This is a genomic window from Streptomyces sp. EDA2-14 (genome assembly GCF_054963755.1).
The window spans coordinates 1-14289 of sequence record NZ_JBUEGE010000039.1; the positions used below are offsets into that span (position 1 = coordinate 1).

A 14289-nucleotide genomic window follows, 5' to 3' on the forward strand; every position below is an offset into this window, starting at 1 on the left:
TTGGCCGAGCTGATAGGCAGGCCGGAGATGGCGGACGACCCGGAGTGGTCGACCCCGGAGGCGCGGCTGCCGAAGCTGGGCAAGATGTTCCAGCTCATCGAGGAGTGGTCCTCGACGCTTCCCAAGTGGGAGGTCCTGGACCGGCTCAACGCCCACAACATCCCGTGCGGCCCGATCCTCTCCACCAAGGAGATCATCGAGGACGAGTCGCTGGCGGCCAACGAGATGGTCGTCGAGGTCGAGCACCCCGGCCGCGGCTCGTACATGACGGTCGGCAACCCGCTCAAGCTCTCCGACTCGCCGACCACCATCTCCGGCTCCCCGCTCCTGGGCGAGCACAACACCGCCATCTACGCCGAGGAACTCGGCCTGGATCCGGCCGAGTTGGCGCAGCTCGCGGAACAGGGCGTCATCTGAGATGGGCGACACCGTGGTCGACCGTCTCGTGGAGGCGAACGCGCGGTACGCCGCCGCGTTCGCCGACCCCGGCATGGACGCCCGCCCGATCCTGGAGGTCGCCGTCGTCGCCTGCATGGACGCGCGCATCGACCTGCACGGCGCGCTCGGCCTGGAACTCGGCGACTGCCACACCGTCCGCAACGCGGGCGGTGTGGTCACCGACGACACCATCCGCTCCCTGGCCATCAGCCAGCGGGCGCTCGGCACGCGCAGCGTGGTGCTGATCCACCACACCGGCTGCGGACTCGAGTCGCTGACCGAGGAGTTCCGGCAGGAGCTGGAGCGCGAGGTGGGGCAGCGGCCGACGTGGGCCGTCGAGGGCTTCACCGACGTCGACCAGGACGTGCGGCAGTCGCTGCGGAAGGTGCGCACGTCGCCGTTCCTGCCGCACACCGACGACGTCCGCGGCTTCGTCTTCGACGTGCGGACGGGGCTGCTGCGGGAGATCGCCGCGTAGCCCCCGGCCCTTCAGGTCTGCCGTGGCCGGTCCGGTGTGTCAGTCGCCCGGGCCGGCCGCGGCCTCGATCTGCGCGCAGTAGAAGTCGGTGGTGTTCTGCGTGTGTCGCCGCATCAGCGCCTCGGCGTGGTCGGGGTCGCCCGCGGCGATCGCCCTGATGATCAGCGCGTGCTCGTTCCAGGCGTCGTTGCCGCGGGGCTTGGCGATGGGTGTGTAGTACCAGCGCACCCGCTGGTCGACCTGCGGGATCAGCTCGGCGAGGACCGCGTTGCGGGACAGCGTGGTGATGTGCGAGTGCAGCGCCGCGTTGGCCTCGACGATGGCCCGCGCGTCCCGGGCCGCGAGCGCGTCGAGCCCCGCCTGTTGCAGCTCCCAGAGCCGGGCCACGTCGTCGGGCGTCGCGTGCTGGGCCGCGCCGCGCGCCGAGTAGGTCTCCAGCACGGCGCGTACGCCGAGCAGTTGGGCGCACTCCTCGACGGTGGGGGAGTGCACGAAGGCGCCCTGGGCGGGGCGCAGATCGACCCAGCCGGAGGTCTGGAGTCGTTGCAGGGCCTCGCGGACGGGCTGCCGGCTCACCCCGAGGTGTGCGGCGAGCTCTGCCTCGACGAGGTGCTGGCCCGGCCGCAGCGTGCCATTGATGATCATCTCGATCAGGGCGTCGTGGACGGCCTGGCGCAGCGGAACGGGCCGGGTGATCGGGCCGCGGACGGCCACGGCGGGTGTCTCGGGCATGGCTGGAGCCCTCCCTTGTTCGTCCGCTGACGTGACGTCAGAGGCGCCGGGATACTGACTTTAGTATGCAAAAGACAGTTTGCAACTAGACGTGTGCGCAAGGGAGTTGAAACTCGGTCGTGCATGCCTCTGGCTCCGCGAGGGTAGCCCGCATACTGTATGCAATTACAGCGCCGCATCGCGGCAGCTCACACATCGCTGACGAGGGGGTCGCCCCGTGTCGTACCGCACCGCACTCGCCCACGTCCTGACCGGTGCCGTCGCATCCGGCGGGGAACCGGCCCGCAACCAAGGAAAGTTCCCCCGCAGTGGAGTCACCGCGCTCGGCCGCGCGGGCCTGCTCGGGCTCACCGTCGCCCCCGAACTCGGCGGGGGTGGTCGGGGTTTGGCCGAAGCCGCCGAGGTCGTCGCCCGTGTCGCCCGCGTCTGCCCGGCCGCCGCGGCCGTGCTGCGCTCGCACTACGCGGCGGTGGCCGTCGTCGAGGCGCACGGCGGCGCCTGGGTGCGCGCCGAGATCGCCGCCGGGCGCCATCTGTGCTCGCTCGCCCTGGAGGACGGTGGGCCGGAATCGACGGCGCGCCGCACCGGCGAGGTCGTCACCCTGTACGGCCGCAAGCGTCAGGTCGTCGCCGCGGGTGAGGCCGACAGCTACGTCTGGTCGAGCGGTCCGTGCGAGGCCGGGCCGGGCGGGCGGAGCCTGTGGCTGGTCCCGGCGCACGCCCCCGATCTGTACGTGCCGGCCCGTGCGGCGGGACCGGGACCGAGCGGCAGTGCCACCTCGACGGTCTGCGCCGACCCCGTGCGCGTACCGGCATCGGCCCTGCTCGGGGAGGACGGGGGCGGTGAGCGTCTGGTGCACGGAACCGTGCTGCCGTGGCTCGCCGAACTGGAGGTCGCGGCGGAGCAGGAACCCGTGCTCGTGGCCTCGTGAAAGTGCGTCCGGTGTACGGAAGTTCGGCGATCGATCCCGCTCGTTTTCGTCCCGCTTCTTTACACCGGGCTTCTGTATACAGAAGTCTGTATGGGGTAGTGCTGGGGTCTCCTGCACCCGCGCCGGAGGCCCGCGTGACGGAAGGCGGAGCGATCATGACGACCAGCGGGACGGACGTGTCGGTCGAGAGCGTGGTCAGGAGGGCCGCGTCCGCGCACCGCGGCGAGCGCGGCGCACTGCTGCCCGTACTCCACGCCGTGCAGGCCGAGTTGGGCTGCGTACCGCAGGAGGCGATCCCCGTCCTCGCCGACGAGTTCAACCTCTCGCGGGCCGATGTGCACGGAGTGGTGACCTTCTACCACGACTTCCGCCGCGAGCCCGCGGGCCGCTCCACCGTCCGCATCTGCCGCGCCGAGGCCTGCCAGGCGCTCGGCGCCGACCGACTGGTGAACCACGTACGGGAGTCGGGACTGACGCTCGGCGACACGAGCGCCGACGGCCGTGTCACCGTCGAGCAGGTCTTCTGCCTCGGGAACTGTGCGCTCGGCCCGTCCGTGGAGGCGAACGGGCGGCTGCACGGACGCGTGACCCCGGCCCGGCTCGGCGCGATCCTCGACGGGACGGTGTGAGAGGTGACTGACGACAACATGACGACCGTGTACGTTCCCCGCGACGCGGCGGCCCGCTCCGTGGGCGCCGACGAGGTGGCGCAGCGACTCCAACTCGCCGCCATCGAGGGCGGGATCGGCGTGGACGTCGTCCGCAACGGCTCGCGCGGACTGCTCTGGCTCGAACCGCTCGTCGAGGTCGTGACGCCCGAGGGCCGCATCGGCTACGGCCCGGTCACCCCCGACGACGTACCCGGCCTGCTCGCCGCGGGCCTGCTCGACGGCGGCGGCCATCCGCTGCGGCTCGGCCCCGTCGACCGACTCCCCTGGCTGGACCGGCAGCACCGCGTCACCTTCGCCCGCGTCGGCGTCACCGACCCGCTCTCCCCGGAGGACTACGAGGCCCACGGCGGCCTGCGAGGACTGCGCACCGCCCTTGCGATGGCACCCGCCGACGTCGTCACCGAGGTCACCGACTCCGGCCTGCGCGGGCGCGGCGGCGCCGGGTTCCCGGCGGGCATCAAGTGGAAGACGGTGCTCGACTGCGCCGATGACCTGAAGTTCATCTGCTGCAACGCCGACGAGGGCGACAGCGGCACCTTCGCCGACCGCATGGTCATGGAGGGCGATCCCTTCCTCCTCGTCGAGGGCATGACGATCGCCGCCCACGCCGTCGGCGCGAGCGAGGGCTACCTCTACATCCGCTCCGAGTACCCCGACGCCATCGCCACGATGGGCGCCGCGATCGACATCGCGCGCGAACGCGGCTGGCTCGGCACCGGCATCCTCGGCTCCTCCCTCGACTTCGACCTGCACATCCGGGTCGGCGCGGGCGCGTACATCTGCGGCGAGGAGACCTCCATGCTGGAAAGCCTGGAGGGCAAGCGCGGCATGGTCCGCGCGAAACCGCCGATCCCCGCGATCGAGGGCCTGTTCGGCAAACCGACCGTGGTGAACAACGTCCTCACCCTCACCACCGTCCCCGTCGTCCTCGCCGACGGCGCCAAGGCCTACCAGGACCTCGGCGTCGGCCGCTCCCGCGGCACCCAGGTCTTCCAGCTCGCCGGCAACATCAAGCGCGGCGGCATCGTCGAGACCGCCTTCGGCATCACCCTGCGCGAGCTGATCGAGGAGTACGGCGGCGGCACACTCAGCGGCCGACCGGCCCGCGCCGTGCAGGTCGGCGGGCCGCTCGGCGCGTATCTGCCCGAGGCGCGGTTCGACGTGCCGATGGACTACGAGGCGCTCGCCGAGGCCGGGGCGATGCTCGGGCACGGCGGCATCGTCGTCTTCGACGACACCGTGGACATGGCCGCCCAGGCCCGGTTCGCGATGGAGTTCTGCGCCGAGGAGTCCTGCGGCAAGTGCACACCGTGCCGGGTCGGTTCGGTGCGCGGTGTCGAGGTCATCGACAAGATCGTGGCAGGTGAGCACCGCGACGAGAACCTCGCGCTGCTGGAGGACCTGTGCGACCTGATGATCGATGGCTCCCTGTGCGCCATGGGCGGCCTCACACCGATGCCCGTACGCAGCGCGCTCGCGCACTTCGCCGATGACTTCGTCGACCGCGGCGACCGTCGGCTCCTGGAGATCCACCCCGTACAACCGGGAAGCACACGGACGGAGGGCCAGGCATGACACTCATGAAGGAACCCGACTTCGGCACTCCGGAACGCCCGGGTCCCGCGACGGTCTCGGTCGAGATCGACGGTCACCCGGTGACGGTCCCCGAGGGCACGTCCGTGATGCGGGCCGCCGCCGAGGCCGGAGTCGACGTACCCAAGCTGTGCGCCACCGACAGCCTGGAGGCGTTCGGCTCGTGCCGGCTGTGCGTCGTCGAGATCGACGGCCGCCGCGGCACCCCCGCCTCCTGCACGACACCGTGCACCGAGGGCATGTCGGTGAGGACGCAGACCCCGAAGGTGGCCAAGCTCCGCCAGGGCGTCATGGAGCTCTACATCTCCGACCACCCCCTCGACTGCCTCACCTGCCCCGCCAACGGCGACTGCGAACTGCAGGACATGGCGGGCGTCGTGGGCCTGCGCCAGGTCCGCTACGGATACGAGGGCGCCAACCACCTCGACGCCGAGAAGGACACCTCCAACCCCTACTTCGACTTCGACCCGTCCAAGTGCATCGCCTGCTCGCGCTGCGTACGCGCCTGCGACGAGGTGCAGGGCACGTTCGCGCTGACCATCGAGGGGCGCGGCTTCGAGTCCAAGGTGTCGGCGGGCGCGGGGGAGTCGTTCCTCGACTCCGAGTGCGTGTCCTGCGGCTCCTGCGTCCAGGCCTGCCCGACGTCGACACTCCAGGAGAAGTCGGTCGTCGACCTCGGCATGCCGACCCGCTCCGTGGTCACCACCTGCGCGTACTGCGGTGTCGGCTGCTCGTTCAAGGCCGAGCTGCGCGGCGACGAACTCGTCCGCATGGTCCCGCACAAGGACGGCGGCGCCAACGAGGGCCACTCCTGCGTCAAGGGCCGCTTCGCCTTCGGCTACGCCACCCACCCCGACCGCAAGCTCAAACCCATGGTCCGCGAGAAGATCACCGACCCGTGGCGCGAGGTCGAGTGGGACGAGGCGATCGGCACGGTCGCCCGCCGCTTCCGCGAGATCCAGGGCCGCTACGGCTCCGGCTCCATCGGCGCCATCTCCTCGTCCCGCTGCACCAACGAAGAGGTGTACGTCGTCCAGAAGATGGTCCGCGCCGCCTTCGGCAACAACAACGTCGACACCTGCGCCCGCGTCTGCCACTCGCCCACCGGCTACGGGCTCAAGCAGACCTTCGGCGAATCGGCCGGCACCCAGGACTTCCGCTCCGTCGCCGAGGCCGACGTCATCATGGTCATCGGCGCCAACCCGACCGACGGCCACCCGGTGTTCGCCTCCCGGATGAAGCGCCGCCTGCGCGAGGGCGCCAAACTGATCGTCGTCGACCCGCGCCGCATCGACCTCGTGCGCTCCCCGCACATCGAGGCGCAAGCCCACCTCCAGCTGCGCCCCAGCACGAACGTCGCCGTGGTCAACGCCATGGCGCACGTCGTCGTCACCGAGGGCCTCGCCGACGTCGACTTCGTCGCGCGGCGCTGCGAGGGCTTCGACGAATGGGCCGAGTTCGTGGCCCGCCCCGAGAACAGCCCCGAGGCGTCCGAGGAGATCACCGGCGTCCCGGCGGCCGACCTGCGCGCGGCGGCCCGGCTCTACGCCACCGCGGGCAACGGCGCGATCTACTACGGCCTCGGTGTCACCGAGCACAGCCAGGGCTCGACGATGGTCATGGGTATGGCCAACCTGGCGATGGCCTGCGGCAACATCGGCCGCGACGGCGTCGGCGTCAATCCGCTGCGCGGGCAGAACAACGTACAGGGCTCCTGCGACATGGGCTCCTTCCCGCACGAGCTGCCCGGCTACCGGCACATCTCCGACGACGCCGTGCGGGGCGTCTTCGAGAACCTGTGGGGCGGAACGATCCTCGCCGAGCCGGGACTGCGCATCCCGAACATGTTCGACGCGGCGATCGACGGCGACTTCCGCGGCCTGTTCGTGCACGGCGAGGACATCGCCCAGTCCGACCCCAACCTCCAGCACGTCACAGCGGCCCTGGAGGCCATGGACCTGGTCGTCGTCCAGGACCTCTTCCTCAACGAGACGGCGAAGTTCGCGCATGTCTTCCTGCCCGGCGCCTCCTTCCTGGAGAAGGACGGCACGTTCACCAACGCCGAGCGGCGCGTCAACCGAGTGCGGTCGGTGATGCCGCCGAAGGCAGGCAAGCACGAGTGGCAGATCGTGTGCGAGATCGCCACCGCCATGGGCTACGCCATGGACTACGACCACCCGTCGCAGATCATGGACGAGATCGCGTCGGTCACCCCGACCTTCGCCGGTGTCTCCTTCGACCTCATCGACAAGCTCGGCAGCATCCAGTGGCCGTGCAACGAGGAGGCCCCCGAGGGCACACCCACCATGCACGTCGACGAGTTCGTGCGCGGCAAGGGCCGGTTCGTCGTCACCTCCTACGTACCGACCAACGAACGCAGCACGCGCCGCTTCCCGCTGGTCCTCACCACGGGCCGCATCCTCAGCCAGTACAACGTCGGCGCGCAGACCCGGCGCACCGGCAACGTCGCCTGGCATCCCGAGGACATCCTCGAAGTGCACCCGCACGACGCGGAGGAACGCGGCATCACCGACGGCGATCTCGTCACGCTCTCCAGCCGCGTCGGTGCGACGACGCTGCACGCGCAGATCTCCGACCGGATGCCGCCCGGCGTCGTCTACACCACGTTCCACCACCCGGTGACGGGCGCGAACGTGGTGACGACCGAGAATTCCGACTGGGCGACCAACTGCCCGGAGTACAAGGTGACGGCCGTGCAGGTGGGCCTGGCGCCGAAGGCCGCGGCCGAGCGGGAGAACGCCGAGGAACTCGTCACGGTGGTGGACTGACATGGCCCACACCGTTCCGGCCGAGTGCCGGATGGCGAACGACATCGCCGCGAACCAGGGCCACCTGCCGACCGCGGTGGCGGCCGAGGCGATCGCCGGACACTTCACCAAGTTCTGGGACCCCAGGATGCGGCGGCGGCTGTACGCGCTCGTGGACGACGGAGCGGACGGCCTCGACCCGCTCGTCGTCGCGGCCGTGAAGCTCATGCGCTGACACCGAGGCCCCGGCCACCTTCCCAGCGGCCGCCGCGCGACAGGGCACGCGCGGCGGCCGCACCTACTCACCCACCCCATGTGTCGACCGTTCCGCGTGCTGTGCGGCGCGCGGCCGGCGGCATCCGCGTACCTCCACACCCTCGAATCCAGGAGGCACCACGATGAAGATCGCAGTTCTCGGCGCCGGAGCCATCGGCGCGTACGTGGGCGCGGCCCTGCACCGCGGCGGCGCGGAAGTGCACCTCGTCGCCCGCAGGGACCACCTCAGGGCGATCCAGCGGGACGGAGTCCGCGTGCTCAGCCCGCGCGGCGACTTCACCGCCCACCCGCACGCCACCGACGACCCGGCCGAGATCGGCCCCGTGGACTATGTGTTCCTCGGGCTCAAGGCCCACTCGTACCCGTCGTGCGGCTCGCTCGTCGCCCCGCTGCTCGGCGAGCACACCGCGCTGGTGGCCGGGCAGAACGGCATCCCATGGTGGTACTTCCACCAGCTCAAGGGCCCGTACGAGGGCCGCCGCATCGAGGCCGTCGACCCCGGCGGCGCCACCAGCAAGGTACTGCCGCCCGAGCGGGCCGTCGGCTGCGTCGTCTACCCGGCCACCGTCATCGAGTCGCCCGGTGTCATCCGCCACCTGGAAGGCACCCGCTTCTCCATCGGAGAACCGAGCGGTGAGGTGTCGCGGCGGTGCACGGACCTCAGCGAGGCCATGGTCGCGGGCGGCCTGAAGTGCCCCGTCGAGCAGAACCTGCGCGACGACATCTGGATCAAGCTCATGGGCAACGCGGCCTTCAACCCGATCAGCGCGCTGACCCGCGCCACCATGGTCGACATGTGCCGCCACCCGCTGACCCGGACCATGGTGGCCCGCGTCATGGAGGAGATCCTCGACATCGCGGCCCGCGTCGGCTCGACCCCCGAGATCTCCATCGAGAAGCGCCTGCGCGGAGCCGAGGGCGTAGGAGCCCACAAGACCTCCATGCTCCAGGACCTGGAGGCGGGCAAACAACTGGAGTTGGACGCCATCGTGACGGCGGTCGTCGAGATGGCCGACATCACCGGCGCCGAAGCACCCACGCTGCGTGCCATCCACGCGGCGACCGACCTATTGGCACGCACCGTGCTGCCGTAGCACGCTACGGGTGAAGATCACGTGGCAGAGGAGTCGTTCATGCTGTTCCGGCAGTTGGAGTACTTCGTGGCGGTGGCGCGCGAGCGGCACTTCGCACGGGCCGCCGAGTCCTGCTACGTCTCCCAGCCCGCGCTCTCGGCGGCGATAGCCAAACTGGAGCGCGAGCTCAACGTCACGCTGATCAACCGCGGCCACAACTACCAGGGTCTCACCCCCGAGGGCGAGCGCCTGGTGGTGTGGGCGAAACGGATCCTCGCCGAGCAGGACGCGTTCAAGGCCGAGGTCGCGGCGGTGCAGTCGGGCATCACCGGCACGCTCCGCCTCGGCACCGACCCCACGGCGTCCACGACACTGGCGCTGCCGGTCGGCGCGTTCTGCTCCGCGCACCCCCTGGCGAAGGTCCAGGTCCGCTCCCGCCTGTCCACGAAGGAACTCCACCGCCAGCTGCGCGACTTCGAACTCGACGTGGCGATCGCCCACTTCGACCCGGACGACCAGGAGGGCCTCCAGGTCGTCCCCCTCTACCAGGAGCGGTACATGCTGCTGGTCTCGGACGAGCAGTTCAACTCACCGACCGGAAGCGTGACATGGGCCGAAGCAGCCCAGCTCCCGCTCGCCCTCCTCACGCCCGACATGCGGATCCGCCAGATCATCGACAAGGTCTTCGCGAACAAGGGCCTGGAGATCACCCCCCAGGTCGAGACCGACTCCATCGCCTCCCTCTACGCACATGTGGGCGACGGCGAATGGGCCAGCGTCGTGCCCCACACCTGGCTCCGCGCGATGCCGGTGGCCGGCCGCACGCGAGCGCTGCCGCTGATCGACCCGGAGGCCGGCGCCCAGGTCTCGGTGGCGATCCACGCGGGAACACCGGGTTCGGTGGCGGCGAGGGCGTTCGTGAGTGCGGCGACGGCGTTGAACCTGGACGCGGTGTTCGGCCAACGGGTTCCGGTACCGGTGGGCCGTTCAAGCCCCTGCGGCGATTGAGCAGCGGGGTCCGGGGCAGCGCCCCGCGACCGCAACGCCGGTTCGGCAATTCAAGCCCGCTCGTCGGACGAGAGCCCGCGGGGTCCGGGGCAGCGCCCCGGGACCGCAACGCCGGTGCCGCAAGATCAGCCCCGCCGGCGATTGAGGCGCGGGGTCCGGGGCAGCGCCCCGGGACGTCCACTCACCCGTACCGCTCCCGCACGGCCAACCGGTCCAACCCGCCCTGCGCGGTCCGCGGCAACGCCGCCACGACCACCACCCGATCCGGCACCGCCACCGCGGCCAACCGCTCCCGGCAGTACCGCAAGATCTCCGAAGGAGCCGCACACTCCTCACCCCGCACCACGACCGCCGCCCCGAGCCCCCGCCCGTCCGCCACGCCGAACACCGCCGCCTCGGCCACCGAAGGACACCCCGCGAGCACGTCCTCCACGTACTCGGGCGAGATCGTCCGCCCGCCGCGCGCGATGAGACTCTCCATCCGCCCGGCCAACGACAGATACCCGTCCTCGTCGAGCCACCCCAGGTCCCCCGTGCGCAGCCACCCCGCACCCGTCACGGCCGGCCCCCGCACCCACACCTCGCCCCGCACCCCGGCCGGACACACCCGCCCGTCCCGGTCGACGACGCGCAGCCGCACCCCCGTCGCCCGCCCCACCGTCCCGTGCTTGAGCGGCCCGTCCTGCGGCAACGGCTCGCTGGCGATCTGGTGCGCGGCCTCGGTCATCCCGTACGCGGACAGCAGCGGCGCGCCGAACATCCGCTCAAGACCCCGCTGCGTCGCGGCGTTGAGCGGCGCGCCGCAACTGCGCACGAAGCGCAGCGGCGGCAGCGGAGGGAAGCCGGGCCCCGTGGCCTCGGACCGGTCGAGCAGCTCCTCGTGGATCGTCGGCACCGCCGTGAACCAACTCGCCCCCACCGCCCGCAGATCCGCCCAGAACGTCTCGGCCGAGAACCGCCCGCCCGCCGGAAGCAGCACCCGGCCCCCGCTGGCGAGCGTGGACAGCAGCGTGGCGAACAGCCCGTGCCCGTGGAAGAACGGCATGACGGCGACGGTCGCGTCCTCGGGCCCCAACGCGTAGGTGGCACGGACGGTGGTGACGGACGCCGCGACATTGGTGTGTGTGAGCGGCACCCCGTGGGCACGGCGCGTGGCACCCGCGGTGAACAGGACGAGCGCGTCGGCGGCCCGCATGCGCCGCGCGGCACCGGCGTCGACGGCGGCGAGCCCGTCGGCGGTGTGAACGGCCCGCGCCCCCAACCCGTCGATCCGCAGCCGCAGTTCGGCATCCGGCAGCGCCGGGTCCAGGGGAGCGGCGACCAGCCCCGCACGGGCGGCGCCGAGCAGCGCGCCCACGAACTCGGCGGTGTGTCCCGCGACGATCCCCAGCACGTCGCCGGTCCGCAGCCCCGCCGCGGCGAACCGCCGCGCCATCCGGTCCGCGAGCGCGTCCAACGCCGCGTACGACAGGGCACCCCGCTCGTCGCCGACGAGCAGCGCGGGGGCGTGGGGCCGCGCACGTACCTGCCGATCCAGGAGATCGGCGAGGCCCGTTCCGGTCGGCGCCGACGTGGCCATGGCGTCCACCTCCCCTCCTCAGCGAGCGTGCGGTCAGCCGCCGCGCACGTCCAATACGCACTCACGAACAGCCGATAGCAACGGCTTATGAAGCGCGAAGTGAGCGCCCCACCAGGGGACTTGGGGCGCGCTTGACTCTCGATAGACGCCATTTATCGCCTGGAAGCCGATGGGTCTTGGACGGGGCGCCGCCACCTGCCGAAGGTGAGAGCAGGAGCCCCGTCCAAGGAGGAACTCGGATCATGACCGCTGACTCGACCGCTGACCACACCGCCGAGGCCGCGGCAGGAGCCGATGCGCCGGCGGAGCTCACCGACGGCTACCACCTCGTCGTCGACGCCCTGAAGAAGAACGACGTCGACACCGTCTACGGGCTCGTGGGCATCCCCGTCACCGACCTGGCCCGCCTCGCGCAGGCGGAGGGCATCCGCTACATCGGCTTCCGCCACGAGTCGAACGCGGGCCACGCCGCCGCGATCGCCGGCTACCTCACCAAGAAGCCCGGCATCTGTCTGACGGTCTCGGCCCCCGGCTTCCTCAACGGCCTCGTCGCCCTCGCCAACGCCACCACGAACTGCTTCCCCATGGTGCAGATCTCCGGCTCCAGCGAGCGCCACCTCGTCGACCTCAAGCAGGGCGACTACGAGGAGATGGACCAGCTCGCCGCCGCCCAGCCGTTCGTGAAGGCCGCCTACCGCGTCAGCCGCGTCGAGGACATCGGCCGCGGCATCGCCCGCGCCCTGCGCACCGCGGTCTCCGGCCGCCCCGGCGGCGTCTACCTCGACATCCCCGCGGCGGTGCTCGGCGCGGTGATGGACAAGGAGGAGGGCGACCGCACCCTCTCCCGCCTCGTCGACCCGGCGCCGCGCCAGCTGCCCGCCCCCGAGGCGGTGGACCGCGCGATCGACCTCCTGGAGAACGCGGAGCGCCCGCTGATCGTCCTCGGCAAGGGAGCCGCGTACGCGCAGGCGGACGACAAGATCCGCAACCTCATCGAGTCGACGGGCATCCCCTACGTACCGATGTCGATGGCGAAGGGCCTGCTCCGCGACGACCACCCGCAGTCCGCCGCCACCGCCCGCTCCCTCGCCCTCAAGAAGGCCGACGTCGTCATGCTGGTCGGCGCCCGCCTGAACTGGCTGCTCAACCACGGCGAGCGCGGCTGGAACCCGGACGCCAAGTTCATCCAGGTCGACATCGAGGCGAAGGAGCTGGACTCCAACCAGCCGATCGCGGCCCCGCTCGTCGGCGACATCGAGTCCGTCCTCGACCAGCTCGCCGACCGCACCAAGCCCGGCCAGATCGCCGCGCCGACCGCCTGGCGGGACGAGCTGGCGGCCCGCTCGGAGCAGAACGTCGCCAAGATGGCGAAGCGCCTGGAGGCCGACCCGCATCCCATGCAGTTCATGGGTGCGCTCAAGGCGGTCCGCGACGTCGTCCACCAGCACCCGGAGACGTACATCGTGAACGAGGGAGCCAACACCCTCGACATCGCGCGCAACGTCATCGACATGCACCACCCGCGCCGCCGCCTCGACTCCGGGACCTGGGGTGTCATGGGCATCGGCATGGGCTACGCGATCGCGGCTGCGGTCGAGAGCGGGGGAGCGCCCGTCGTCGCCATCGAGGGCGACAGCGCCTTCGGCTTCAGCGGCATGGAGCTGGAGACGATCTGCCGCTACAAGCTGCCGGTCGTCACCGTGATCATGAACAACGGCGGCGTCTACCGCGGCGACGAGGTGATCGGCGACGCCCCCGCCCCCACGACCCTGATGAGCGCGGCCCGCCACGACCAGATGATCGAGTCCTTCGGCGGCAAGGGGTACCGCGCCACCACTCCCGCCGAGGTCACGGCAGCCCTCACCGAGGCGATCGCCTCCGGCGGCCCTGCGCTCATCGACTGCGTGATCGACCCGTCGGCCGGCACGGAGAGCGGCCACATCGCCCACCTGAACCCCAAGGGCATCGGCATCAAGAAGTAACCCTCCGTGCCCGGGAGTGCACCGATACGCAGGTGAAAGCCACTCCGAAACCTTGGTATTGTTGAGGTGTCGCCGCGGGGAACGCCCCGCGCCAAGCGACGCTCACCTTGTCCGGGTGGCGGAATGGCAGACGCGCTAGCTTGAGGTGCTAGTGCCCTTTATCGGGCGTGGGGGTTCAAGTCCCCCCTCGGACACTTACGGAGTGCCGGTCGAGATTCTTCTCGACCGGCACTTTTGTGTTTGCGCTGGTCCGACGGGGGAAGGCGCGCACCCGAGCCACATGTATTGCTTTTCAACCTTTCACAGGTCAAAGAGAATAGAGGTCGGTGTGTCCTCCAGACTGGTGGCCGAACACCTGTACATGGTGTTCGGCGGGCGACAACAGGAGGCTGTGGAGAAGCTCCGCGGCGGCGCGGACCGTGAGGAGCTGCGCGCCGAGGGAACCACCGCTGCCGTGATCGACGCGTCGTTCACCGTCGAGCCCGGTCAGATCTTCGTCGTCATGGGTCTGTCGGGTTCCGGCAAGTCCACGCTCCTGCGGATGCTGAACGGACTCCTGGAGCCGACTGCGGGGCATGTGAAGTTCGAGGGTCAGGACCTGACGGACCTCGCTCCGCGCGAGCTGCGCGAGGTGCGTTCCCACAAGATCAGCATGGTGTTCCAGCACTTCGCGCTGTTCCCGCACCGCTCCGTGATGGAGAACGCGGCGTACGGGCTGGAGGTGCAGGGCGTTCCGCGTGCCGAGCGCGAGGAGCGTGCG

The 14289-nt window shown here is 70.8% G+C and carries 13 protein-coding genes and 1 tRNA gene; 12 read left to right on the forward strand and 2 right to left on the reverse strand.

Annotation, left to right across the window (positions count from 1 at the left end; all coding sequences use genetic code 11):
* Together ACY34M_RS41585 and ACY34M_RS41590 are read left to right on the forward strand one after the other, a co-directional pair.
* Positions 1-417, forward strand: a 417-nt coding sequence (locus ACY34M_RS41585) for a CoA transferase (RefSeq protein ID WP_462723928.1), incomplete at its 5' end; no start/stop codon positions are given.
* A 1-nt stretch (position 418) separates the two neighbouring features.
* The gene (locus ACY34M_RS41590) at positions 419-916 is read left to right on the forward strand and encodes a beta-class carbonic anhydrase (RefSeq protein WP_462723929.1); all 498 of its coding nucleotides are present in this window, start codon (positions 419-421) and stop codon (positions 914-916) included.
* A gap of 39 nt (positions 917-955) precedes the next feature.
* Here the strand turns inward: ACY34M_RS41590 and ACY34M_RS41595 are convergent, their stop codons facing one another.
* Entirely contained in the window at positions 956-1648 is a 693-nt protein-coding gene (locus ACY34M_RS41595) for a GntR family transcriptional regulator (RefSeq protein ID WP_462723930.1), read from the reverse strand.
* 217 nt (positions 1649-1865) lie between these two features.
* Between ACY34M_RS41595 and ACY34M_RS41600 the strand changes: the two genes are divergently transcribed.
* The 7 genes from ACY34M_RS41600 (at position 1866) to ACY34M_RS41630 (ending at position 9968) form a co-directional block, all read left to right on the forward strand.
* On the forward strand, positions 1866-2579 hold the full coding sequence (locus ACY34M_RS41600; protein ID WP_462723931.1) for an acyl-CoA dehydrogenase family protein: 714 nt from the start codon (positions 1866-1868) through the stop codon (positions 2577-2579).
* Positions 2580-2734: 155 nt separating this feature from the next.
* Positions 2735-3208 carry an NAD(P)H-dependent oxidoreductase subunit E gene (locus ACY34M_RS41605; protein WP_462723932.1) on the forward strand — a complete coding sequence of 158 codons (474 nt, stop codon included), beginning with the start codon at positions 2735-2737 and terminating at the stop codon, positions 3206-3208.
* Between the two features lie 18 nt (positions 3209-3226).
* Positions 3227-4825 carry a formate dehydrogenase beta subunit gene (locus tag ACY34M_RS41610; protein ID WP_462723938.1) on the forward strand — a complete coding sequence of 533 codons (1599 nt, stop codon included), beginning with the start codon at positions 3227-3229 and terminating at the stop codon, positions 4823-4825.
* Positions 4822-7632, forward strand: coding sequence for a formate dehydrogenase subunit alpha (gene fdhF, locus ACY34M_RS41615; protein WP_462723933.1), 2811 nt, complete (start codon positions 4822-4824; stop codon positions 7630-7632). The genes ACY34M_RS41610 and fdhF overlap by 4 nt, the downstream gene beginning before the upstream one ends.
* Position 7633: 1 nt before the next feature.
* Positions 7634-7846, forward strand: coding sequence for a formate dehydrogenase subunit delta (locus tag ACY34M_RS41620; RefSeq protein WP_462723934.1), 213 nt, complete (start codon positions 7634-7636; stop codon positions 7844-7846).
* 163 nt (positions 7847-8009) lie between these two features.
* Entirely contained in the window at positions 8010-8981 is a 972-nt protein-coding gene (locus ACY34M_RS41625) for a 2-dehydropantoate 2-reductase (protein ID WP_462723935.1), read from the forward strand.
* 39 nt (positions 8982-9020) lie between these two features.
* Positions 9021-9968 (forward strand): LysR family transcriptional regulator, encoded by a 948-nt coding sequence (locus tag ACY34M_RS41630; RefSeq protein ID WP_462723939.1) that lies wholly within the window; start codon positions 9021-9023, stop codon positions 9966-9968.
* A gap of 181 nt (positions 9969-10149) precedes the next feature.
* On the opposite strand, the gene ACY34M_RS41635 is transcribed toward ACY34M_RS41630, so the two are convergent.
* On the reverse strand, positions 10150-11547 hold the full coding sequence (locus tag ACY34M_RS41635) for an AMP-binding protein (RefSeq protein WP_462723940.1): 1398 nt from the start codon (positions 11545-11547) through the stop codon (positions 10150-10152).
* Positions 11548-11789: 242 nt separating this feature from the next.
* Between ACY34M_RS41635 and oxc the strand changes: the two genes are divergently transcribed.
* The 3 genes from oxc to ACY34M_RS41650 form a co-directional block, all read left to right on the forward strand.
* Positions 11790-13529, forward strand: coding sequence for an oxalyl-CoA decarboxylase (gene oxc / locus ACY34M_RS41640; RefSeq protein ID WP_462723936.1), 1740 nt, complete (start codon positions 11790-11792; stop codon positions 13527-13529).
* Positions 13530-13638: 109 nt separating this feature from the next.
* Positions 13639-13723: transfer RNA gene (locus ACY34M_RS41645), tRNA-Leu, on the forward strand.
* A 134-nt stretch (positions 13724-13857) separates the two neighbouring features.
* The coding region (locus ACY34M_RS41650; protein WP_462723937.1) for an ATP-binding cassette domain-containing protein at positions 13858-14289 on the forward strand (432 nt) is incomplete at its 3' end.